The organism is Clavibacter sp. CT19, from assembly GCF_027858075.1.
In the GTDB taxonomy this organism is placed as follows: domain Bacteria; phylum Actinomycetota; class Actinomycetes; order Actinomycetales; family Microbacteriaceae; genus Clavibacter; species Clavibacter tessellarius_A.
This window is the reverse complement of the sequence record NZ_JAQHYR010000004.1, coordinates 1-21,958: the sequence shown is the minus strand read 5'-3', so window position 1 is coordinate 21,958 and position 21,958 is coordinate 1. Positions and strand designations below refer to the sequence as shown.

The 21,958-nt window shown below is 73.2% G+C and carries 17 protein-coding genes and 1 tRNA gene; 8 read left to right on the top strand and 10 right to left on the bottom strand.

Translation table 11 applies throughout. The features are described 5' to 3' along the window. Positions 1-7: 7 nt before the first annotated feature. The 4 genes from PED38_RS05945 (at position 8) to PED38_RS05930 (ending at position 3,193) form a co-directional block, all read left to right on the top strand. Positions 8-83, top strand: a tRNA-Pro gene (locus tag PED38_RS05945). Between the two features lie 65 nt (positions 84-148). Next, entirely contained in the window at positions 149-1,603 is a 1,455-nt protein-coding gene (gene tig, locus PED38_RS05940) for a trigger factor (protein WP_270980317.1), read from the top strand. A 285-nt stretch (positions 1,604-1,888) separates the two neighbouring features. Continuing rightward, entirely contained in the window at positions 1,889-2,476 is a 588-nt protein-coding gene (locus PED38_RS05935; protein ID WP_012038150.1) for an ATP-dependent Clp protease proteolytic subunit, read from the top strand. 36 nt (positions 2,477-2,512) lie between these two features. Further along, positions 2,513-3,193 carry an ATP-dependent Clp protease proteolytic subunit gene (locus tag PED38_RS05930; RefSeq protein WP_012038151.1) on the top strand — a complete coding sequence of 227 codons (681 nt, stop codon included), beginning with the start codon at positions 2,513-2,515 and terminating at the stop codon, positions 3,191-3,193. A gap of 66 nt (positions 3,194-3,259) precedes the next feature. On the opposite strand, the gene sfnG is transcribed toward PED38_RS05930, so the two are convergent. Beyond that, a complete protein-coding gene (gene sfnG / locus PED38_RS05925) occupies positions 3,260-4,402 on the bottom strand; it encodes a dimethylsulfone monooxygenase SfnG (protein ID WP_063072760.1) in 1,143 nt (380 codons plus the stop codon). A 156-nt stretch (positions 4,403-4,558) separates the two neighbouring features. Between sfnG and clpX the strand changes: the two genes are divergently transcribed. Next, entirely contained in the window at positions 4,559-5,839 is a 1,281-nt protein-coding gene (clpX, locus tag PED38_RS05920) for an ATP-dependent Clp protease ATP-binding subunit ClpX (protein WP_063072761.1), read from the top strand. Between the two features lie 82 nt (positions 5,840-5,921). On the opposite strand, the gene PED38_RS05915 is transcribed toward clpX, so the two are convergent. After that, complete coding sequence (locus tag PED38_RS05915; protein WP_270980316.1) at positions 5,922-7,985, bottom strand: M3 family metallopeptidase; 2,064 nt, start codon at positions 7,983-7,985, stop codon at positions 5,922-5,924. Between the two features lie 39 nt (positions 7,986-8,024). Here PED38_RS05915 and PED38_RS05910 point away from each other — a divergent pair, with 39 nt between their 5' ends. Beyond that, positions 8,025-8,828 carry a methyltransferase domain-containing protein gene (locus PED38_RS05910; RefSeq protein ID WP_063072763.1) on the top strand — a complete coding sequence of 268 codons (804 nt, stop codon included), beginning with the start codon at positions 8,025-8,027 and terminating at the stop codon, positions 8,826-8,828. Positions 8,829-8,944: 116 nt separating this feature from the next. Here PED38_RS05910 and PED38_RS05905 read toward each other — a convergent pair whose 3' ends face one another. From PED38_RS05905 to PED38_RS05890, 4 genes are all read right to left on the bottom strand, one after another. Next, on the bottom strand, positions 8,945-9,208 hold the full coding sequence (locus PED38_RS05905; RefSeq protein WP_063072764.1) for a hypothetical protein: 264 nt from the start codon (positions 9,206-9,208) through the stop codon (positions 8,945-8,947). Next, positions 9,208-9,660, bottom strand: a complete 453-nt coding sequence (locus PED38_RS05900; RefSeq protein WP_063072765.1) for a GNAT family N-acetyltransferase — start codon at positions 9,658-9,660, stop codon at positions 9,208-9,210. Before PED38_RS05900 ends, PED38_RS05905 begins: the two co-directional genes overlap by 1 nt. Continuing rightward, entirely contained in the window at positions 9,657-12,302 is a 2,646-nt protein-coding gene (gene valS / locus PED38_RS05895; protein WP_270980315.1) for a valine--tRNA ligase, read from the bottom strand. Before valS ends, PED38_RS05900 begins: the two co-directional genes overlap by 4 nt. A gap of 135 nt (positions 12,303-12,437) precedes the next feature. Then, positions 12,438-14,393 carry a phosphoenolpyruvate carboxykinase (GTP) gene (locus PED38_RS05890; protein WP_270980314.1) on the bottom strand — a complete coding sequence of 652 codons (1,956 nt, stop codon included), beginning with the start codon at positions 14,391-14,393 and terminating at the stop codon, positions 12,438-12,440. Between the two features lie 111 nt (positions 14,394-14,504). On the opposite strand from PED38_RS05890, the gene PED38_RS05885 reads away from it, so the two are divergent. Further along, positions 14,505-15,932, top strand: coding sequence for a helix-turn-helix domain-containing protein (locus PED38_RS05885; protein ID WP_063072767.1), 1,428 nt, complete (start codon positions 14,505-14,507; stop codon positions 15,930-15,932). Between the two features lie 43 nt (positions 15,933-15,975). Here the strand turns inward: PED38_RS05885 and PED38_RS05880 are convergent, their stop codons facing one another. From PED38_RS05880 to PED38_RS05865, 4 genes are all read right to left on the bottom strand, one after another. Further along, positions 15,976-17,598 carry a dipeptide ABC transporter ATP-binding protein gene (locus tag PED38_RS05880; RefSeq protein WP_442870654.1) on the bottom strand — a complete coding sequence of 541 codons (1,623 nt, stop codon included), beginning with the start codon at positions 17,596-17,598 and terminating at the stop codon, positions 15,976-15,978. 113 nt (positions 17,599-17,711) lie between these two features. Further along, on the bottom strand, positions 17,712-18,572 hold the full coding sequence (locus PED38_RS05875; protein ID WP_063072768.1) for an ABC transporter permease: 861 nt from the start codon (positions 18,570-18,572) through the stop codon (positions 17,712-17,714). Continuing rightward, the gene (locus tag PED38_RS05870; protein WP_063072769.1) at positions 18,569-19,633 is read right to left on the bottom strand and encodes an ABC transporter permease; all 1,065 of its coding nucleotides are present in this window, start codon (positions 19,631-19,633) and stop codon (positions 18,569-18,571) included. The genes PED38_RS05875 and PED38_RS05870 overlap by 4 nt, the downstream gene beginning before the upstream one ends. Further along, the gene (locus tag PED38_RS05865) at positions 19,630-21,276 is read right to left on the bottom strand and encodes an ABC transporter substrate-binding protein (RefSeq protein ID WP_270980312.1); all 1,647 of its coding nucleotides are present in this window, start codon (positions 21,274-21,276) and stop codon (positions 19,630-19,632) included. Before PED38_RS05865 ends, PED38_RS05870 begins: the two co-directional genes overlap by 4 nt. A 103-nt stretch (positions 21,277-21,379) precedes the next feature. Here PED38_RS05865 and PED38_RS05860 point away from each other — a divergent pair. Further along, positions 21,380-21,958 (top strand): TetR/AcrR family transcriptional regulator (locus PED38_RS05860; RefSeq protein ID WP_270980311.1); only part of this gene is annotated, 579 nt, incomplete at its 3' end.

Below are 21,958 nucleotides of genomic sequence, written 5' to 3'. Positions count from 1 at the left end.
TGGCAGCCGGGGCGTAGCGTAGTGGCTAGCGCGTCCGCTTTGGGAGCGGAAGACCGCAGGTTCGAGTCCTGTCGCCCCGACCACATCCCCGACGACGAAATGCCGTCTCAGCCGAGGCGTGTACCGCGATTACAGGAGAACTCCACACGTGAAGACCACGGTCGAAAAGCTGAGCCCCACGCGCGTCAAGCTCGCGATCTCTGCGACCCCCGAAGACCTGAAGCCGCACATCGACCACGCCTACGGCCACATCGCCGAGCAGGTCGCGATCCCCGGCTTCCGCAAGGGCAAGGTGCCGCCGCCCATCATCGACCAGCGCGTCGGTCGGGAGGCCGTGCTGGAGCACGCCGTCAACGACGGCATGGACGGCTTCTACCAGGCCGCCGTCAAGGAGACGGACATCCGTCCCCTCGGCCGCCCGGAGGCCGACGTCAAGGAGTGGCCCGGCAAGGACCTCACCGGCGACCTGCTCCTCGAGATCGAGGTCGACGTGCGCCCCGAGTTCGACCTCCCCTCCTACGAGGGCCTCGAGCTCACGGTCGACGCCGTCGAGGTCACCGACGACGAGGTCGGCACCGAGCTCGACGGACTGCGCAGCCGCTTCGGCACGTTGATCACGGTCGACCGCCCCGCGAAGACGGGCGACTTCGTCCAGATCGACCTCACCGCGACGATCGCCGGCAACGCCGTCGACACCGCGAGCGGCATCTCCTACGAGCTCGGCTCCGGCGACCTCATCGACGGCATCGACGAGGCGCTCGAGTCCCTCACCGCCGGCGAGAGCACCACGTTCGAGTCGAAGCTGCTCGGCGGCGACAACGAGGGCGAGACGGCCGAGATCGCCGTGACCGTCCAGTCCGTCAAGGAGCGCGAGCTGCCCGACGCCGACGACGACTTCGCGCAGATCGCCAGCGAGTTCGACACCATCGACGAGCTGCGCGCCGACCTCAAGGTGCAGCTGGGCAAGTCCAAGGTCTTCGGCCAGGTCACCCAGGCGCGCGACCAGATCGTCGACAAGCTCCTCGAGACCGTCGAGATCCCCGTCCCCGAGAAGCTCGTCGAGGACGAGGTGCAGCGCCACCTCGAGAACGAGAACCGCCTCGAGGACGACGTGCACCGCGCCGAGGTCAAGGAGTCCAGCGAGAAGGCGTTCCGCCAGCAGCTGCTCCTCGACGTCATCGCCGAGAAGGAGGAGCTGCAGGTCAGCCAGGACGAGCTGACCCAGTACCTCATCCAGGGTGCGCAGCAGTACAACATGGAGCCGAACGAGTTCGTCCAGGTGCTGCAGCAGAACAACCAGATCCCCGCCATGGTCGGCGAGGTCGCGCGCAACAAGGCCCTCGCGGTCGTGCTCGACAAGGCGAAGGTCGTGGACGCCGACGGCAAGGTCGTCGACGTGACCGAGTTCACGCAGCCCGTCGTGCGCGACGCGGACGCGGTGACCGAGGAGCCGGGGGACGCGGACGCCGAGGCCGTCGTCGCCGACGCCCCCGCGGAGGAGGAGGCCTCGGCCCCCGCCGCCGAGGAGGCGCCGGCCGAGAAGCCGAAGAAGAAGGCGGCGCCCAAGAAGAAGGCCGCCGCGAAGGCCGCGGACTCCGAGTAGCCGCATCCGCCGCCGCTCGCGCGGCCGGCATCATCAGGGCCCGGGGAGCAGATGCTCCCCGGGCCCTCGTGCGTCCGGCGGCTGCGCTCTCCGCCCGCGGCGGCTGCGCTCTCCGCCCGCGGCGGCTGTGCCCTCCGCCCGCGGCGGCTGTGCTCTCCGCCCGCGGCGGCTGTGCTCTCCGCCCGCGGCGGCTGCGCTCTCCGCCCGCGGCGAACACGGCCGTAGCGGCGGATGCGCTCCGATAGATTCATCACTCGAAGCGACGAATGAATGGGAGCTCGAACAATGGCCGAACCGACACTGGTACCCGGTGTTTTTGACCGACTGCTGAAGGACCGCATCATCTGGCTCGGATCCGAGGTCCGCGACGACAACGCGAACGAGATCTGCGCGAAGATCCTGCTGCTGGCGGCGGAGGATTCCGAGAAGGACATCTTCCTGTACATCAACTCGCCCGGCGGTTCCATCACCGCGGGAATGGCCATCTACGACACCATGCAGTTCGTCCCCAACGACATCGTCACCGTCGGGATCGGCATGGCCGCCTCCATGGGCCAGCTGCTCCTCACGAGCGGCACGAAGGGCAAGCGCTACATCACGCCGAACGCGCGCGTGCTGCTGCACCAGCCCCACGGCGGCTTCGGCGGCACGTCGAGCGACATCCAGACGCAGGCCCAGCTCATCCTCTCGATGAAGCAGCGCCTCGCCGAGATCACCGCCGGTCAGACCGGCAAGACGGCCGAGCAGATCAACGAGGACGGCGACCGCGACCGCTGGTTCACGGCCCAGGAGGCGCTCGAGTACGGCTTCGTCGACCACATCCGCGAGTCCGCGACCGACGTCGTCGGCGGCGGCGGCACCGAGACCTCCTAGAGCCCGCGACTTTCGAGACAGGTAAGAGAAGAGAACATGGAACTCCCCACCTTCGGCGGCGCCCGCGGCGCCGGCTCCACCGCCACGAGCCCGTCGTCGCGGTACATCCTCCCCAGCTTCGAGGAGCGCACGGCCTACGGCTACAAGCGCCAGGACCCGTACGCGAAGCTCTTCGAGGACCGCATCATCTTCCTCGGCGTCCAGGTGGACGACGCGTCGGCGGATGACGTCATGGCCCAGCTGCTCGTGCTCGAGTCGATGGACCCGGACCGCGACATCGTGATGTACATCAACTCGCCCGGCGGCTCCTTCACGGCCATGACGGCCATCTACGACACGATGCAGTACGTGTCGCCGCAGATCCAGACGGTGTGCCTCGGCCAGGCGGCGTCCGCCGCGGCCGTGCTGCTCGCGGGCGGTGCACCCGGCAAGCGCCTCGCGCTGCCCAACGCGCGGGTGCTCATCCACCAGCCCGCCACGGGCGAGTCGAGCGGCGGCCAGGCCTCCGACATCGAGATCCAGGCGGCGGAGATCATGCGCATGCGCTCCTGGCTCGAGGACACGCTCGCGAAGCACACCAACCGCGACCGCGACCAGATCAATCGCGACATCGAGCGCGACAAGATCCTCGGCGCGGACGAGGCGCTGGAGTACGGCCTGATCGACCAGGTCCTCACCTCGCGCAAGAACCTGACGGCGGCGATCCCCGCCCGCTAGGCCCGCACAGCGGGAGAGGGGCGGTCGGCATCAGCCGACCGCCCCTCTCCCTTTCGCCCGGACGCGTCAGGCCGCGGGCTCCGCGATCTCGCCGCGCTCGATGGCCTCGCGCTCCAGCTCCCGCACGATCGGCAGCACCTGCGTGCCGAACACCTCGATGTCCTCGAGGTAGTGCAGGAAGCCGAGCAGGAGCAGGTCCACCCCGCGCTTGCGGTACTCCACCATGCGGCGCGCTATCTGCTCGGGCGTGCCGATGAGGCCCGTCCGGAAGCCGTCGTTGTACTGCACGAGGTCGCGGAACGTGGAGTCCGACCACATGCCCTTCCCGTCGCCCGTGGAGGATCCCGCCTGCTTCACCGCCTGCCGGAAGCCCTCCACGGCGTCCGGGTTCGCCTTGGCGATGATCTCCTCGAGCACGTCCTGCGCCTCCTGCTCCGTGTCGCGCGCGATGACGAAGCCGTTGAGGCCGAACCTGACGCGCTCAGCCCGTCCGGCGGCGCGGGCCGAGGCGAGCACGTCGTCGCGCTGCTCCTCGAAGCCGGCGAAGTCCTTGCCGTTGGAGAAGTACCAGTCGGTGACCCGGCCGCCCATCTCCCGCGCGTCCGTGCTGTTGCCGCCCATGAAGATCTCCGGGTGCGCGCGGCCGGGCACGGCGACGGGCGGCGGCTTGAGCGTGAAGTCGTGGATCCGGTAGAAGTCGCCCAGGTGCGTGAAGTCCTTCTCCGTCCAGAGGCCGCGGAGCACGCGGATGAACTCCTCCGTGCGGCGGTAGCGCTCCCCGTGCTCGAGCCACGGCTCGCCGAATCCGACGAACTCGTCCTTCAGCCAGCCGGAGACGACGTTGACCGCGGCGCGGCCGTGCGACATGTGGTCGGCCGTGATGATCCACTTGGCCAGCACGCCCGGGTGCCAGAGCCCCGGGTGCACGGCGGCGATCACCTTGAGGCGCTCGGTGGCGAGGAGGAGGCCGAGGGAGAACGACGTGGACTCGTGCTGCTGGTCGGCGCCGTAGGACGCGGCGTACCGGACCTGGCTGAGGGCGTAGTCGAAGCCGTTCCGCTCGGCGAGCTGGGCGACCCGGACGTTGAAGTCGAAGTCGAAGTGCGTGCGCTGCTCGATGTCGCTCGTCACGAGGCCGCCCGAGACGTTCGGGACCCAGTAGGCGAAGGACAGCGCGTCGGGGGATGCGGTGGCGGAGTTCTCGGTCATGCGGACATGCTGGGCGACCGAGGCTGGGGCGCACCCGCGTGTTGCGCCGTGTGACGCCGCGCTACCACGCGACGGGCCGTCCTCCCAGGGGTCCGGGCGATGTCCCATGCACGGGTTAGGCTCGTGGCACACCGCACGACTTCCGGGGAGGCATTCATGGCACGCATCGGCGAGAGCGCGGATCTGCTCAAGTGCTCCTTCTGCGGGAAGAGCCAGAAGCAGGTCCAGCAGCTGATCGCGGGACCGGGCGTCTACATCTGCGACGAGTGCGTGGAGCTCTGCAACGAGATCATCGAGGAGCGCCTGGCCGAGGCCAGCGAGGAGACCACGGGCGAGTTCGACCTCCCCAAGCCGAAGGAGATCTTCGGCTTCCTCGACGAGTACGTCATCGGGCAGGAGGCCGCCAAGCGCGCCCTGTCCGTCGCGGTCTACAACCACTACAAGCGCGTGCGCGCGGTGGGCACCATCGGCCCGGCGGAGGCCGTGGGCGAGGAGATCGAGATCGCCAAGAGCAACATCCTGCTCATCGGGCCCACGGGCTGCGGCAAGACCTACCTCGCGCAGACGCTGGCGAAGCGGCTCAACGTCCCCTTCGCGGTCGCCGACGCCACGGCGCTCACCGAGGCCGGCTACGTCGGCGAGGACGTGGAGAACATCCTCCTGAAGCTCATCCAGGCCGCCGACTACGACGTGAAGCGCGCCGAGACCGGCATCATCTACATCGACGAGGTCGACAAGATCGCGCGCAAGGCCGAGAACCCGAGCATCACGCGGGACGTGTCGGGCGAGGGCGTGCAGCAGGCGCTGCTGAAGATCCTCGAGGGCACGGTCGCCTCGGTGCCGCCGCAGGGCGGACGGAAGCACCCGCACCAGGAGTTCATCCAGGTCGACACCACGAACGTGCTCTTCATCGTGGCGGGCGCCTTCGCGGGCCTCGAGGACATCATCAGCCAGCGCGCCGGCAAGAAGGGCATCGGCTTCGGCGCCCCGCTGCACCGCAAGGACGTGAACGCCGACGTGTTCGGCGAGGTGCTCCCGGAGGACCTGCACAAGTTCGGCCTCATCCCCGAGTTCATCGGCCGGCTGCCCGTCGTCACGACCGTCACGCAGCTCGACCAGCGGGCGCTCATGGAGATCCTCACCAAGCCGCGCAACGCCCTCGTGCGCCAGTACCAGAAGATGTTCGAGCTCGACGGCGTGGAGCTGGAGTTCGAGCAGGGCGCGCTGGAGTCCATCGCCGACCTCGCGGTGCTCCGCCAGACGGGAGCCCGCGGGCTCCGCGCCATCCTCGAGGAGGTGCTCGGGCCGATCATGTTCGACATCCCCTCGGACGACGAGGTGGGGCGCGTGGTCATCACGCGCGAGTCGGTCGTGCAGAACGCGGCGCCCACCATCGTGCCGCGCGCGTCCATGCTCCGCGCGGAGAAGTCCGCCTGATCCGTGCCGCGGCACGCGGCACCGCGACACGAGAGCGCCGCACCCTCAGGGGTGCGGCGCTCTCGTCGTCCGGGGACGCGGATCAGTCGGCGAGGCCGCGGCGCTCGAGGAGCGGCTCGATCACGGCGTCGCGGCCGCGGAAGTCCCGGTAGGCCTCGAGCGGGTCCCGGGATCCGCCCACGCCGAGGAGCCGGGAGCGGAAGCGGTCGCCGTTGGCGCGTGTGAGTCCGCCGTTCTCGTGGAACCACTCGACGGTGTCCGCGTCCAGCACCTCGCTCCAGATGTAGGAGTAGTACCCCGCGTCGTAGCCGCCCGCGAACGTGTGCTGGAAGTAGCTCGACGCGTAGCGGGGGAGGACCGCGGGCACGTCGAGGCCGACCGCCGCGAGGGCATCGGCCTGGAACGCGTCCACGTCCTCGACGACGTCGTCGACGCCGAGACGGTGCCATGCCTGGTCGAGGAGCGCGGCGCCCAGGTACTCGCTCGTGAGGAAGCCCTCGTTGAAGGCGGAGGAGGCCCGCACCGCGGCGACGAGCTCCTCGGGCATGCGCTCACCCGTCTCGTGGTGCACGGCGTAGGACGCGAGGATCTCCGGCCACAGCATCCACATCTCGTTCACCTGGCTCGGGAACTCGACGAAGTCGCGGAAGACGTTGGTGCCGGCGAAGCGCGGGTACGTGACGCGCGCGAAGAGACCGTGCAGGGCGTGGCCGAACTCGTGGAACAGCGTGTTCGCCTCGTCGTAGCTGAGGAGGGTCGGCTGGCCGGCGGGCGGCTTCGGCACGTTGAGGTTGTTGAGCACCACGGCAGGCGTGCCGAGGAGGTCGCTCTGCGAGATGAGCGGGTTCATCCACGCGCCGCCGCGCTTCGAGTCGCGCGTGTGCAGGTCGAGCACGTAGAGGCCGACGGGGGAGCCGTCCTCGTCCCGCACCTCGAAGACGCGCGCGTCCGGGTGGTACGAGGTGATGTCGTCCCGCTCGGCGAACGTCACCCCGTAGAGCTCCGTGGCCGCGCGGAAGACGCCGTCGTGCAGCACGCGCTCGGACTCGAGGTAGGGGCGCATGCGCGCGGTGTCGACGGCGTAGCGCTCCGTGCGGACCCTCTCGCTGTAGAACGCCCAGTCCCATGCGGCGAGCTCGAAGGTCGGCTCGCCGCGCTCCTCCTGCGTGCGGTCGATCACGCGCTGCAGCTCGACGGCCTCGGCGCGGGCGTTGCGGGCCGCGGCCGGGGCGAGGCGGCCGAGCATCTCGGCGACGGCCTCCGGGGTCCCGGCCGTCTGATCGGCCGTGACGGCGGCGGCGTGGCTCGGGAAGCCGAGGAGGGCGGCACGCTCGGCGCGGAGGCGCGTGATCTCGAGCACGAGCGGACGGTTGTCGTGCGCGTTCCCGCGGGCGCCGCGTGCGAGCGACGCCTCCATGATGCGCTGCCGCAGCCCCCGGTCCGTGAGCTGGGCGAGGTAGGGGTGGCCCGTGGGCAGCACGAGCGTGATGAGGTGCTTCCCTTCCAGCCCGCGGTCGGCGGCGGCCTGCGCGGCGGCGGCGATCGCGCCCTCGCCGAGACCGTCGAGCTCGGCCGGGTCGTCGACGACGACCGCGAGGTCGTTGGTGTCCTCGAGGAGGTTCGACTCGAAGCGCGTCGTGAGCACCGACAGTCGGCGGTTGAGGTCGCGCAGGCGCCCCTTGGCGTCGTCGTCGAGGCCGGCGCCGGCGATCGTGAACTCGGCGAGGTACCGCTCGACCAGGTACACGGACTCGGCGTCGAGGCCCGCGTCGTGACGCCCCTCGTGCACGGCGCGGATGCGGGCGTAGAGCGCGGCGTCGAGGCGGATCGCGTCCTCGTGGGCCGTGAGCTCGGGGGCGATCTCCGCCTCGAGCTCCCGGGTGAACGGGGAGCTGTCGGACGAGGTGAGCGTGAAGAAGACGTGGGAGACGCGGTCGAGGATCCTCCCCGCGCGCTCGAGGGCGACGAGCGTGTTCTCGAACGTCGGCGCCCCGGGGGAGTCGGCGACGGCGCGCACCTCCGCCAGGTGCGCGGCGATCCCGGCCTCGAACGCGGGGCGGAAGTGCTCCTCCCGGATGTCGTCGAAGGGGGGCATTCCGGAGGGCAGGGGGCTCGGCTCGAGGAAGGGGTTCGGGGGCGTCGTCATACAGCGAGCCTAGGCCGGGCGCCGACCTAGGCTCGGAGGGTGAACAGCGAGCGATACACCCACGGCCACCACGAGAGCGTCCTCCGCGTGCACAGCGCACGCACCGTCCGGAACTCCGCCGCCTACCTCGAACCGCATCTGCGGGCCGGGCTCGACGTGCTGGACGTGGGCAGCGGGCCCGGGACCATCACGGTGGAGCTCGCGCGCATCGTCGCTCCCGGGCGCGTGGTGGGGATCGACATGTCCGAGGAGGTCGTGCGGCAGGCCGTCGCCCTCGCGGAGCAGCAGGGCACGGCGAACGTCGAGTTCGTCTCCGGATCCGTGTACGAGCTGCCCTACGCCGACGCGTCGTTCGACGTCGTGCACGCGCACCAGGTCCTCCAGCACGTCGGCGACCCCGTGCGGGCGCTGGCCGAGATGCGGCGCGTCACGCGTCCCGGCGGGCTCGTGGCCGCCCGCGACGTCGTCTACTCGAAGGTCGCGCTCTTCCCCGAGACGGACGGGCTGCGGCTCTGGGCCGACGTCTACCTCCCGGTGCACCGGGCCAACGGCGGCGAGCCCGACGCCGGATCCCGGCTCAAGGCCTGGGCGCACCGGGCCGGCTTCACCGACGTCGCGTCCAGCGCGTCCGTGTGGTGCTTCTCCTCCGACGACGAGCGCGCGTGGTGGGGAGGCGCGTGGGCCGACCGCGCCGTCGCCTCCTCCTTCGCCGGTCAGGCGCTCGAGGGCGGCTTCGCCTCCGACGACGACCTGCAGGCCATCCGGGCCGGCTGGCAGGAGTGGGCGGCGGACGCCGACGGGTTCCTGGCGATGCCGCACGGGGAGATCCTCGCGCGCCGCTGACCCGGCGCCGCCGCCGCCGCCCCCGTCCCCGTCCCCGTCTCCGGACGCGAGGAGGCCCGCCGGACGCGTGGTCGGGCGGGCCTCCTCGTGCGGCGTCTCCGCGTCGCGGCGACGCGTCAGTCGTCGAACGGGTCGTCGGTGCTCTCGCCGGGGATCGTGATGGTGGCCGCGTCCTCGATCGGGTCATAGCGGATCACGGTGCCGTCGTCGAGCTCGACCACGGGCTTCCGCTCGAGCCAGGTGAGGGTCCAGCGCCACTGGGACGTGTCCGCATCGAGCGCGACGACGTCGGACTCGACGGTCTTCACGGCGAGGAGCACGACCTCGGGGAGCTCCGCCGGGGCGGTGCCGCCGACGGGCCAGCGCGTGCCGAGCTGCATCAGACGTCCTGCTCGTAGGTGACCCACGTGGTGCGGCGGGCGACCCGGTCGTAGAGGCGCTGCGCGTCGGCGTTGTCCTCGGCGGTGATCCAGCGGAGCATGCTCGCGCCGTCGCGGCGCGCGACCTCGGCGACCGCGCCGATGAGCTGCTCGCCGACGCCCTGGCGGCGCGAGATCTCGCGCACGTAGAGGTCGTCGACCAGCAGGCCGTCGGTGCCGCGCGCGAGCCTCGCGAAGCGGTGGAAGTGCGCGAGGCCGACGAGGGCGCCCTCGTGCGCGTCGTCGACGGCGACGAGCGCGGTGCTCGCGTGCGCGTCGTCGATGAGGCGGCTCCAGGCGAGCACGGCCGCCTCGTCCGTCAGCTCGGTGCCGTAGGACTCGGCGTAGCCGGCGAACAGGTCGAACCAGGGGAAGAAGTCGCCGTCGCGGACGGGGCGGATCGAGATGGTCATGCGTCGGTCTCCTCGTGCTGCTCGGCGGTCGCGAGCGTGATGCGGGTGACGGCGGGGCCGTCCCCCTCGGTGAAGGTCAGGTCGGTGATGCGGCCCACGGCGCGGAGGTCCTCGGCCACGAGCTCGAGCGAGCGGATGTCGTCGGCGGACGCGGACACGACGGCCTCGGCGACCGGCGTCTTCTGCGAGGCCTTCGCGTCGGTCTTGGCGCGGCGGATGCCCACGAGCGCGCGGCCGGCGAGCGCGAGAAGGCGCGGGTCGGCGGCGCCGCCGGTCGCAGGCGCATCCGGGATCGGCGCGGTCGGCCAGGACGCGGTGTGGATCGAGCCGTCGTGCGACCAGCTCCACGCCTCCTCGGCCGCGAACGGCACGAACGGCGCGAACAGGCGCAGCAGCACGTCGAGCGCCTCGCGGAGGGCCGCGACCGCGGATCCCCGGTCGGCCGGGTCGGCGTCGGCCGAGTACGCGCGGTCCTTGACGAGCTCCAGGTAGTCGTCGCAGAAGGTCCAGAAGAAGCTCTCCGTGACCTCGAGCGCGCGGGCGTGGTCGTACTCCTCGAGCGCCGTGGTGGCGGTCTCGACGACCTCGGCGAGGGCGGCGAGCATCCCCACGTCGATGGCGTGCGTGGCCCGGGCGCCCTCCGGCGCCTCGAAGGAGAGGATGAACTTCGCCGCGTTGAGGACCTTGATCGCGAGGCGACGGCCGATCTTGATCTGCGTCGGGTTCTGCGGGTCCATCGCGGCGTCCACCCCGAGGCGCGCGGACGCGGCCCAGTAGCGCACGGCATCGGAGCCGAACTGCTCGAGCGTGGCCGCGGGCGTCACGACGTTGCCCTTCGACTTCGACATCTTCTTGCGGTCGGGGTCGAGGATCCAGCCGGAGATCGCGGCCGTCCTCCACGGCGCCTGGCCGTGCTCCAGCTCCGCGCGCAGCACCGTGGAGAAGAGCCACGTGCGGATGATGTCCTGGCCCTGCGGGCGCATCGAGAACGGGAAGACGAGGTCGAACAGCTCCGGGTCGCGCTCCCAGCCGCCCGCGAGCTGCGGGGTGAGGGACGAGGTGGCCCACGTGTCCATGACGTCGAGCTCGCCCTGGAAGCCGCCGGGGACGCCGCGCTGGTCCTCCGTGTAGCCGGGGGCGGGATCCGACGACGGGTCGACGGGAAGCTGGTCCTCCGTCGGGGTGATCGCCTTGTCGAACTCCGGGTTGCCGTCGGCGTCGAGCGGGTACCACACGGGCAGCGGCACGCCGAAGAAGCGCTGGCGCGAGACGAGCCAGTCGCCGTTGAGGCCGCCGACCCAGTTCTCGTACCGGACGCGCATGAAGTCGGGCACGAACCCGATCTCGCGGCCGCGGCCGAGGAGGCGCTCGCGCAGCTCCTCGTCGCGGCCGCCGTTGCGGATGTACCACTGGCGGGTCGAGACGATCTCGAGGGGCTTGTCGCCCTTCTCGTAGAACTTGACGGGGTGTGTGATCTTGCGCGGCTCGCCGAGGAGCTCGCCGGACTCGGTGAGGAGCTCGACCATCGCGGCCTTCGCGGAGAAGACGGTCTTGCCGGCGAGGGCGGCGTACGCCTCGCGGCCCGCCTCGGACGTGATGGCGGCGGGCGCCTCGGAGACGATGCGGCCGTCGAAGCCCACGATCGCGCGGTTCTCGAGCTGCAGCTCGCGCCACCAGACGACGTCGTTGAGGTCGCCGAAGGTGCAGACCATGGCGATGCCGGATCCCTTGTCGGGCTGCGCGAGGTGGTGCGCGAGCACGGGCACCTCGACGCCGAAGACGGGTGTCGTGACGTTCGTGCCGAACAGGCCCTGGTAGCGCTCGTCGTCGGGGTGCGCGACGAGGGCGACGCAGGCCGCGAGGAGCTCGGGGCGCGTGGTGTCGATGATCACGTCGTCGCCGCCGGAGCGGTGGAACGCGAGGCGGTGGTACGCGCTCGGCTGCTCGCGGTCCTCCAGCTCGGCCTGCGCGACCGCGGTGCGGAAGGTGACGTCCCAGAGCGTGGGGGCGTCGGCCTGGTACGCCTCGCCGCGGGCGAGGTTGCGGAGGAAGGCGCGCTGCGACGCGACCTGCGCCTCCTGGCCGATGGTGCGGTAGCTCTGGCGCCAGTCGACGCTGAGGCCGAGCGTGCGGAAGAGGTCCTCGAACTGCTTCTCGTCCTCCTCGGTGAGGCGCTCGCACAGCTCGATGAAGTTGCGGCGGGAGATCGGCCGCTGGTCGCCCGGCTTGGACGTGCCGCCGGTCTCGGCGGGCTGGAAGGACGGGTCGTAGGGGAGCGTGGGGTCGCAGCGGACGCCGTAGAAGTTCTGCACGCGGCGCTCGGTGGGGAGGCCGTTGTCGTCCCAGCCGAGCGGGTAGAAGACGCTCTCGCCGCGCATCCGGCGGTACCGGGCGATCACGTCGGTGTGCGTGTAGCTGAAGACGTGGCCGATGTGGAGGGAGCCGCTCGCCGTGGGCGGCGGGGTGTCGATGGAGAAGACGGTGCCCGCGGCGGCCTCGTCGCGGCGGAAGTCGTACGTGCCGTCGGCCTGCCAGCGGTCGCCCCACTTGGCCTCGAGGCCCTCGAGGGCCGGCTTGTCGGGGACCCGGGCGACCTGGCCGGTCGCCTCCTGCGCGGTGTCCGGACGTCGTTCGTCAGCCATGCGTGCTCCGGTTCCCTCGATGTGGACGGCACCGTGTCGATGGTGAGGTGCCTTCTGTGCGGGGATCAGGCTACCGGATGGGGGCGCGACGGCCGGATGCGGGGACCGTCGCGGGCCCCGCATCCGGCGCGGGCATCAGGCGTCGGCGTCCTCCCGGGCGGCGCGGAACGCCCGGCGCATGGCGTCGATGCGGGCCGTCAGCTCGTCGGGGACCCGGCCGCCGAAGCGCGCGAAGTGCGCATCCACGGCGTCGAGCTCCTCCAGCCAGGAGCCCGGATCCAGCGCCAGCAGCTCGTCGAGCGCGCCCTCCGCCAGGTCGAGCCCGGCGACGTCCAGGTCGTCCGGGAGGGGCAGGCCGCCGACCGGGCTCGGCCGGACGTCCACGCGGCCCTCGACGCGGCGGACGACCCACTCGAGCACGCGCGCGTTCTCGCCGAAGCCCGGCCAGAGGAAGGAGCCGTCGTCGCCCCTGCGGAACCAGTTCACCTGGAAGACCCGCGGGGCGCCGGCGCCGAGTCCCGCGCCGACATCGAGCCAGTGCCGCCAGTGGTCGGCCATGTCGTAGCCGACGAAGGGCTGCATCGCGAAGGGGTCGTGGCGGAGCTCGCCCACCCGGCCCTCCGCCGCGGCGGTGCGCTCCGAGGCCATGGTCGCGCCGACGAAGACGCCGTGCTCCCAGTCGTCGGCCTCGGCCACGAGCGGGACGTTGGTCGCCCGGCGCCCGCCGAAGAGGATCGCGTCCACCACCACGCCGTCGGGGTCGTCCCAGTCGTCGGCGAGCGTCGGGCACTGCTCGATCCCCACGGTGAAGCGCGCGTTCGGGTGCGCGGCGGGCGTGCCGGAGGCGGGTGACCACGGCTGCCCCTGCCAGTCGACGAGCCCGGCGGGCGGCGTGGGGGTCATGCCCTCCCACCACACGTCGCCGTCGGGGCGGAGGGCGACGTTCGTGTAGATCGCGTTGCCCCAGATCGTGTCCATGGCGACGGGGTTCGTCGCCGCGCCGGTGCCGGGCGCGACGCCGAAGAGGCCGCGCTCGGGGTTCACGGCGCGGAGGCGGCCCTGCACGTCCGGGCGCAGCCAGGCGATGTCGTCGCCGAGCGTCTCGACCGTCCAGCCGGGGATGGTGGGCGTCAGCATCGCGAGGTTCGTCTTGCCGCACGCCGACGGGAACGCGGCGGCGATGTGGAAGCGGCGGCCCTCGGGGCTCGTCACGCGGATGAGGAGCATGTGCTCGGCGAGCCAGCCCTCGTCGCGCGCCATGGCCGAGGCGATGCGGAGCGAGAAGCACTTCTTGCCGAGCAGGGCGTTGCCGCCGTAGCCCGATCCGAACGACATGATCTCGCGCTCCTCGGGGAAGTGGCAGATGCGCTTGTCGGCGTTGTGCGGCCACGGCACGTCGGCCGAGCGGCGCCCGGCGTCGTCCACCAGGGGCGCGCCGAGGCCGTGCAGCGCGCGGACCCACGCGGTGTCCGGTCCGATGAGGCGGAGCGCGTCGTCGCCCATCCGGGTCATGAGCGCCATGCTCGCGACGACGTAGGGGCTGTCGGTGATCTGCACGCCGAGCTGCGAGATCGCGCCGCCGAGCGGCCCCATGGAGAACGGGACGACGTAGAGGGTGCGTCCGCGCATGGATCCGGCGAACAGCTCCCGGAGCTCGGCGCGCGTCTCCGCCGGGTCGCGCCAGTTGTTCGTGGGGCCGGCGTCGGACTCCTGCGCGGAGCAGATGAAGGTGCGGTCCTCGACGCGCGCGACGTCGGCCGGGTCGCTGCGGGCGAGGAAGCTGTGCGGGCGCCATTCCGGGTTCAGCCGGATGAGCGTGCCGGCGTCGACCATCTGCCGGGTGATGCGGTCGTACTCGGCGACGCTGCCCGTGCACCAGACGACCTGGTCCGGCAGCGTGAGCGCGGCGACCTCGGCGACCCAGGCGGCGATCCGGGGATCGCGGCAGAGCCCGGGGGCGGCCGTGCCGGGCGGCAGGGGAGCGGCATCGGGCGCTGCCGCGGCGGGCGCTGCCGCGGCGTCCGCGGCGGCGGGATCGGCCGCGCGCGGTCCGGCGGCGGTGAGCGGGGGTGCGTCCTGGATGGTGGTCATGTCGGTCCGTCCTCGTCGATCGGTCTGTTGTTCCAGCCTGCGACCGGTCAGGATGGGGTTCGGGGATCAATCGGCGTGAAGAAGCGCCGATGTTCACGGAGAGGTGAAGGAATGGACCAGCTCGTCATCGGCCGCCGCATCCGGCACGCGCGGAAGGGGGCCGGGCTCACGCTCCAGGCGCTGGGGGAGCGGGCGGGGATCCTGCCGAGCCAGCTGAGCATGATCGAGAACGGCCGGCGCGAGACCCGCCTCTCGACGCTCGGGCGCATCGCGGGGGCGCTCGGGGTGGACGTCACGCACCTGCTCGCGGCCGACGCGCCGGACGCCCGCTCGGCCCTCGAGATCGAGCTCGACCGGGCCCAGCGCTCCTCCCTCTACGGCTCGCTCGGGCTGCCGGCCGTGCCCGCCAGCCGCGCGCTGCCGCAGGAGACGCTCGAGGCGCTCGTCGGCCTGCACCGCGAGCTCGCGCGCCGCGCCCGCGAGTCGATCGCGACGCCCGAGGAGGCCCGGCGCGCGAACACCGAGCAGCGGCTGATGATGCGCGGGCGCGACAACCACATCCCCGAGATCGAGGAGCTGGCCGAGCGGATGCTCGCCGACGTCGGCCACCGTGCCGGGGCGCTCTCGCACCGGAGCGTCAGCCGGATGGCCGAGGGCCTCGGCTTCGAGCTCATCTACGTGGACGACCTGCCGCGCTCGACGCGCTCGGTCACCGACCTCGGGGAGGGGCGCATCTACCTGCCGCCGGCGTCCATCCCCGGCGGACACGGACTCCGCTCGATGGCGCTGCAGGCGATGGCGCACCGCGTGCTCGGGCACGAGGAGCCCGCGAGCTACGCCGACTTCCTGCGGCAGCGGCTGGAGATCAACTACTTCGCGGCGGCCTGCCTCATGCCGCTCACGCAGTCGGTCGAGTTCCTCGGCGACGCCAAGGCCAGGCGCGACCTCGCCGTGGAGGACTTCCGCGACGCGTTCGGCGTGACGCACGAGGCGGCGGCGCTCCGGCTCACGAACATCAGCACCACGCATCTCGACCTCCGCGTGCACTTCCTCCGGGTCGGCGGCGACGGCGCGGTCTACAAGGCGTACGAGAACGACGGGCTGCCGCTGCCGGTCGACGTCACGGGCGCGGTGGAGGGGCAGCCGGTGTGCCGGGAGTGGGCGGCGCGCGGGGCCTTCGACCGCACGAACCGCACGACCGAGTTCCACCAGTACACGGACACGCCCGCGGGCACCTTCTGGTGCTCGACGCAGACCGGGTCGACGGCCGAGGGCGAGTACTCGATCTCCTTCGGGGTGCCGTTCGCGCACGCGAAGTGGTTCCGCGGGCGGGAGACGACGGCGCGGAGCGTGTCGCGGTGCCCGGACGAGTCGTGCTGCCGGCGGGCGGATCCGGAGGACGCGGGCCGTTGGCGCGACCGCGCGTGGCCGAGCGCGCGGCTGCACGCGCACATCCTCGCGCCCCTGCCGCGCGGCTCGTTCCCCGGGGTCGACGACCGGGAGCTGTACGCGTTCCTCGACCGGCACGCGGGCGTCTGACGCCGGCGCGCGACGGTCGTCCGCGGGTCCGGGCGGGTGGCCGTCAGCGCGGCGCGGCGCCCGGATCCAGCTTCGGCACGGCGTCGAGGAGCGCCCGCGTCACCGGATGCGCCGGACGCTGGAGCACGTCTTCGGCATATCCGCGCTCGACGACGCGGCCCTCGCTCATCACGGCGACCTCGTCGCTCATGTGCGCGACGACGCCCAGGTCGTGCGAGATGAGCAGCAGCCCGAGGCCGAGGCGGCGCTGCAGCTCGTCGAGCAGGTCGAGCACCTGCGCCTGCACGGCGATGTCGAGCGCGGAGACGGGCTCGTCGCAGATGAGCACGTCCGGCCGCGCGGCCAGGGCCCGCGCGATGGCGACGCGCTGGCGCTGCCCGCCGGAGAGACGCGCGGGGCGGCGGCGCAGCAGCGCGGGTTCGAGGCCCACCTGCGCGAGCAGCGTGGCGGGGGAGTCGCGGTCGTCCGGCCCGCGCGGGTCGGCGACGGCGAGGGCGTCGCGCAGGATGCGGTCGACCGTCCAGCGCGGGTCGAACGAGGCCAGCGGATCCTGGTACACGGCGCCGACGCGGGGGCGGCGGGCGCGGCGCTCCCGCTCCGGGATGCCGCTCCACGGCGCCCCGTCGAGGGTCACGGTGCCGGCGTCGGGCTCCTCGAGCGCGAGCAGGAGGCGCGCGACGGTCGTCTTGCCGGAGCCGGATCCGCCCACCAGCCCGAGCGTGCGCCCGCGGCGGACCTCGAGGGAGACGTCGTCGACGGCCGTGCGGACGGATCCGCCGGGGTCGCGGTAGGAGCGGGTGAGGCCGGCGGCGCGGAGGGCGACGCCGCGGTCCTCCGGCGAGGTGGACGCGGGGCGGCGGTCGTCGCGGCCCGGGTCGGCGGATGCCGGGGCGCCGGGGGCCGCCGCCGCGATCCGCTCCTCCGAGAGCGGCACCCCGCGCGGCACGCCCGTCGGCACGGCGGCGACCAGCGCGCGCGTCCGCCTGTGCGCGGGCGCGCGGAGGACGTCCGCGGTGGGGCCCTCCTCGACGACGCGGCCGTCGTGCATGACCGCGACGCGGTCCGCGAGCCGGGCGACCACGGCGAGGTCGTGGCTCACCAGCAGCGTCGCCTGGCCGGCGCCGCGCAGCTCGCCGAGGAGGTCGAGGATCCGTGCCTGCACCGTCGCGTCGAGCGCCGTCGTCGGCTCGTCGGCCACGAGCAGCGGCGGGTCGAGGGCGATGGCGGCCGCGAGCAGGGCGCGCTGGCGGAGGCCGCCGGAGAGCTCGCCGGCGCGCTGGCGGACGCGCGTCCCGGGATCCGGCATGCCGACGCGCTCGAGCAGCTCCAGGACGCGCGCCTGCCGCGCGCGGGCGTCCCGCATGCCGTGCAGGCGCAGGGCGTCGCCGATCTCGCGGCCGACGGGGCGGAGCGGGTCGAGCGACGAGAGCGCGTCCTGCAGGACGAGGCCCACGCCGGATCCGCGGACGCGCCGCCACTCGCGGGGCGTGGCGGCGCGGAGGTCGCGGCCGCCGATCTCGAGGGCGTCCGCCTCCACGTGGGCGCCCGCGCCGGCGAGGCCGAGGAGGCTCCGGGCGGTGACGCTCTTGCCGGATCCCGAGGTGCCCACGAGCGCGAGGCACTCGCCCGGCGCGATGCGGAGCGAGACGCCGTGCACGACGGGCACGCCGCCGAAGGAGACGCGCAGGTCCTCGACGCGGAGCGCGAGGGACGCGACGGGCGCCTCGGAGGCGACGCGCGCGCCGGGCGCCGAGTCCGCCGATGGGTGGGGGCCGCCGCTCACGACTCGCGCACCCGTCGCTCGAGCGCGCGGCCGAGCACGGTGGAGGCCGTCGCCGTGAGCACGATCATCAGGCCCGGCACCACGGTCAGCCACGGCGCGGAGCCGATGTAGGTGCGGCCCGCGGCGAGCATGGCGCCCCACTCGGGATCCGGCGGCACCGTGCCGAGCCCGAGGTAGCTGAGCGACGACGCCCACACGATGGCCTGGCCGACGCCCAGGGTCCCGAGCACGAAGAGCGGCGCTGCGGTGTTCGGCAGGATGTGCCGCGCGAGCACCACGAGCGGAGGACGGCCGAGCACGGTCGCGGCCTCCACGTACGGCGACCGCCGCACCGACATCACGCGGCCGCGGATGATGCGCGCGTATCCGGGCGCGGCCGAGACGCCCACGGCGAGGGTGGCGCTGCCGATGCCGGGCCCGAGGATCACGATGAGGAAGAGCGCGAGGAGGAGCCCGGGGAACGCGAAGACGACCTCGATGACGCGGTTGACCGCGAAGTCGGCGACACGGCCGAGGAGCGCGGCGGCGAGGCCGAGGACCGCGCCGAGGCCGAGGCCGATCGCGGTCGCGCTCACCCCGATCACGAGGCTCGGGCCGGCGCCGTGCACGACGCGCGTGAGCACGTCGCGGCCGGACTCGTCGGTGCCGAGGAGGTGGCCGGGCCCCGGCGCGCGGAAGGCCTCCGCGGGGGCGATGGCGAGCGGGTCGCCGGGCGCGAGGAGACCGGGCGCGAGGGCGGCGGCCACGAGGAGCGCGACCACGAGGGCGGCGCCCGCCGTGCCGGCGATCGCGAGGATCCGGACGGGCGGACGCGACGGCGCCGCGGTGAGCAGCGTCTCGGCGCGGGGGTCGCTCATCGCGCGGCCGCCTGCGGGGCGGGCGCGCCGGCGGGAGTCGACGAGTCGAGCGGGGGTGCAGGGGCCGCGGATGGCACGGGCCCGGTGCGCGCGTCGACGAGGCGCGGATCCACGAGGCGCGCCAGCAGGTCGGTGACCGCGGTGAGCACGATGTAGACGACCGCCACCACCAGCACGACGCCGACGATCACCGGGACGTCCCGGCTCGTGACGGCCGACAGCGCCGTGCGGCCGAGGCCCGGGCGGGCGAAGATCTGCTCGACCACCACCGCGCCCGAGATGAGGAACCCGAACGCCCAGCCGGAGAGGGCGATGCCCGGGGCCGCGGCGTGCCGGAGCGCGTGCCGCAGCCGCACGCCCGACTCGGACTCCCCGCGCGCCCGGGCCGCGAGCGCGAACGGCGAGTCGAGCGCCTCGAGGAGCGCCTCGCGCATGATCTGCCCGAGGAACCCGGCCAGCGGGATCGCGAGCGTCAGCACGGGGAGCACGAGGCCCGCCGGAGAGGATCCGCTCACCGCCGGCAGCCAGCCGAGGCCGGTGGAGAAGACGAGGATGAGCACCACCCCGATCCAGAAGTGCGGGAGCGACGCCGCGACGATCTCGATCCCCGCGCCGAGCGCCGCGGCGACCCGCCCGGCCCCGGTGGAGACGAACGCCAGGGCGAGCGCGAGGATCCACGCCACGGCGAGCGCCAGCACCGCGAGCAGCAGCGTGCCCGGCAGCTGCCGCGCGAGCACCGCGACCACGTCCTCGCGGAGCGCGTAGGACCGGCCGAGGTCGCCCTGCGCGAGGCGGCCGAGCTGCGCGAGGTACTGCACGAGGAGCGGCTGGTCGAGCCCGTACTCGGCGCGCACGGCGGCGACGGCCTCGGGCGGGGCCTGCGAGCCGGGGCCGCCGAGGATCGCCTGCGCCGGGTCGCCCGGGATCAGGCGCACCGCGAGGAACGTCACGGTCGCGACCGCCCACAGCACGAGAACCGCGCCGCCGATCCGCGCGCCCGCGGCCCGCAGGAGCGCGGGCGCGCGGGCGGCGGACACGGGCCGGCTGCGGCCCCGCGTCACCGGGCGAGCCAGGTGTCGTACAGCGTGGGCGTCGCCACCGACGGCAGCGCGCGGAGGCCCTGCACGGCCGTCCCGTGCAGGAAGTGGTTCTGCTGGTCGTAGAGCGGCAGGATCCAGTGCCCGGCCATCACACGCCGCTGCACGTCGGCGTAGAGCGCGTTGCGGCGGTCGAGTTCGGTGGTGGAGCGGGCCTCGGCGAGCGCCCGGTCGATCTCGGGCACGGAGACCTTGGCGTGGTTCGCGAAGTAGCCGCTGGGCGCGGGCGTGATGCCCGAGGTGTCGTAGAGGATCCGCAGCACGTCCGGCCCCGCCTTCGTGTACGGCGCGCTCACGAGCTCGTACGCGTCGTCGCCCAGCGCCTCGTACCAGCGACCGAGGTCCATCGGCTCGAGCTGCACGTCGAACCCGACCTGCTTGGTGGTGGCCTGGATCTGCTCGAACAGCGACTGCTCGGCGGGGATCGACTGGTTGGTGCTCACGGGGAAGCGCAGCGTGAGCCGCTTCCCGTCCTTCGTGCGGATCCCGTCGGCGTCCTTCGTGGACCAGCCCGCCTCGTCGAGGAGCGCGGCGGCGCGGTCGGCGTCGATGCCGAAGAGGTCGGGGTCGGAGACGGCCGCGGGCTCCGTGCTCGCGAGCGGCGAGTACGAGCGCTGCGCGGTGCCCTGGAACAGCGCCGTGATGCCCGCGTCGACGTCGGCCGAGCGGATGAACGCCTCGCGCACGCGCTCGTCGTCGAAGGGGGCCCGGCCGGAGTTCAGCTCGATGCGGTTGGACGCCCCCGGTCGCGGCGCGTCGAGCTCGCCGAGCGTGCCGCCGGAGGTCGCGGAGGCGATGGCGTCGGGCTGGGCGTTGTCGATCACGTCGACCTCGCCGCTCTGCAGGGCCGCGTAGCGCGAGGCGGCGTCGGGCAGGAAGCGCCAGTCGATGCGCTCGAGGTAGGCGGCGCCGGTGTGGGCGGCGTCCGCGGGCGGCGAGGAGTAGGCGTCATTCCGCACGAGCGAGACCGACTGCTGGCGGTCCCAGCGCTCGACGGAGAACGGACCCGTGCCGATGGGCTGCGCGCAGTTCGCGTCCGTGCCGCGGGCGATGCCGGCGGGCGACTCCATGGCGAGCCACGGTTGCGAGAGCGACTCGAGCAGCGCGCTGTCGGGCGTCTGGAGCGTGAGCTGCACCGTGTCGGCGTCGACCGCGGTCGCGTCCGTCACGGCCTGCAGCGCGAGGTACCCGGTGGAGGAGAGCGTGGCGGGATCCTGCACGTGCCGGATGTTCGCGACCACGGCGTCCGCGTCGAACGGCGTGCCGTCGGTGAAGGACACGCCCGGGCGGAGCTCGAGCGTGAGGCGGAGGCCGTCGTCGCTCCAGGTCCAGCTGTCGGCGAGCCACGGCGTGATCCCGCCCTTCCCGTCGAGGGAGACGAGCGGCTCGAGGAACTGCGAGGACACGAGCGCCTGCGGGTAGTTGCCGCCGACGTGCGGATCGAGGCAGTCGGGCTCCGCGTCGCCGGAGGCGTAGACGAGGGTGCCGCCGGAGACCGGGGTCGTGGACGCCTCGGGGGTGCCGGTCGTGCAGCCGGTGAGGACGAGGGCGGTCGCGGCGAGGGCGCCGAGACCCGCGAGGGCGCGGGCGCGCGGGGTGGGGATCATGGGTGCTTCCGATGTGCGCGCCGACGGGCGCTGGTGCGGGTGGTTTCTGTACCGCGTCCAACAATACGCGAGGCCGCCGACGACGGTGCGCGAGGATGGGCGCATGACCTCCGCCCGTCCCGCCGGCCGCCCGCGCCGCTCGTCGCGCGCGACCCTGGAGGAGGCGGCCGCCGAGCTCTTCCTCGAGCACACGTACGCGGCGACCACCGTGGAGCAGATCGCCCAGCGCGCCGGGGTCAGCCGCGCGACCTTCTTCAACTACTTCGCCTCCAAGGCCGACCTGCTCTGGGCGGGCCTCGATGACACCCTGCGCGAGGCGGGCGCGGCGGTCGCCGGCGTCGGTGCTGGCGGGGCCCCTGTCGACGCGGTGGTCGAGGCGATCGCGACGGGTGCTGGCGGGGCCCCTGTCGACGCGGTGGTCGAGGCGATCGCGACGGGTGCTGGCGGGGCCCCTGTCGACGCGGTGGTCGAGGCGATCGCCACGGCCGCCCGGAGCCGGGGCGAGGGGTGGCTGCCGCTCGCGCTCACGCAGCACGAGGTCATGGGGCTCGGCGCCGACGTCGCGGGGGAGGGCGTCGCGCGGGCCGCGCCGCTCGTGGATCCGGTCGCCCAGGCCCTCGCCCGGGCGACCGGCCGACGCGCGTCGGACGGCCCCGTGCGCGTGGCGGCGTCCGGCGTCGCC

Excerpts from the sequence above, each read along its gene's own strand:
- PED38_RS05935 (WP_012038150.1), top strand. The coding sequence starts at position 1,889 with ATGGCCGAACCGACACTGGTACCCGGTGTTTTTGACCGACTGCTGAAG.
- PED38_RS05930 (WP_012038151.1), top strand. The coding sequence starts at position 2,513 with ATGGAACTCCCCACCTTCGGCGGCGCCCGCGGCGCCGGCTCCACCGCC.
- sfnG (WP_063072760.1), bottom strand. The coding sequence starts at position 4,402 with ATGACCGAGAACTCCGCCACCGCATCCCCCGACGCGCTGTCCTTCGCC.
- clpX (WP_063072761.1), top strand. The coding sequence starts at position 4,559 with ATGGCACGCATCGGCGAGAGCGCGGATCTGCTCAAGTGCTCCTTCTGC.
- PED38_RS05915 (WP_270980316.1), bottom strand. The coding sequence starts at position 7,985 with ATGACGACGCCCCCGAACCCCTTCCTCGAGCCGAGCCCCCTGCCCTCC.
- PED38_RS05905 (WP_063072764.1), bottom strand. The coding sequence starts at position 9,208 with ATGCAGCTCGGCACGCGCTGGCCCGTCGGCGGCACCGCCCCGGCGGAG.
- PED38_RS05900 (WP_063072765.1), bottom strand. The coding sequence starts at position 9,660 with ATGACCATCTCGATCCGCCCCGTCCGCGACGGCGACTTCTTCCCCTGG.
- valS (WP_270980315.1), bottom strand. The coding sequence starts at position 12,302 with ATGGCTGACGAACGACGTCCGGACACCGCGCAGGAGGCGACCGGCCAG.
- PED38_RS05890 (WP_270980314.1), bottom strand. The coding sequence starts at position 14,393 with ATGACCACCATCCAGGACGCACCCCCGCTCACCGCCGCCGGACCGCGC.
- PED38_RS05885 (WP_063072767.1), top strand. The coding sequence starts at position 14,505 with ATGGACCAGCTCGTCATCGGCCGCCGCATCCGGCACGCGCGGAAGGGG.
- PED38_RS05875 (WP_063072768.1), bottom strand. The coding sequence starts at position 18,572 with ATGAGCGACCCCCGCGCCGAGACGCTGCTCACCGCGGCGCCGTCGCGT.
- PED38_RS05865 (WP_270980312.1), bottom strand. The coding sequence starts at position 21,276 with ATGATCCCCACCCCGCGCGCCCGCGCCCTCGCGGGTCTCGGCGCCCTC.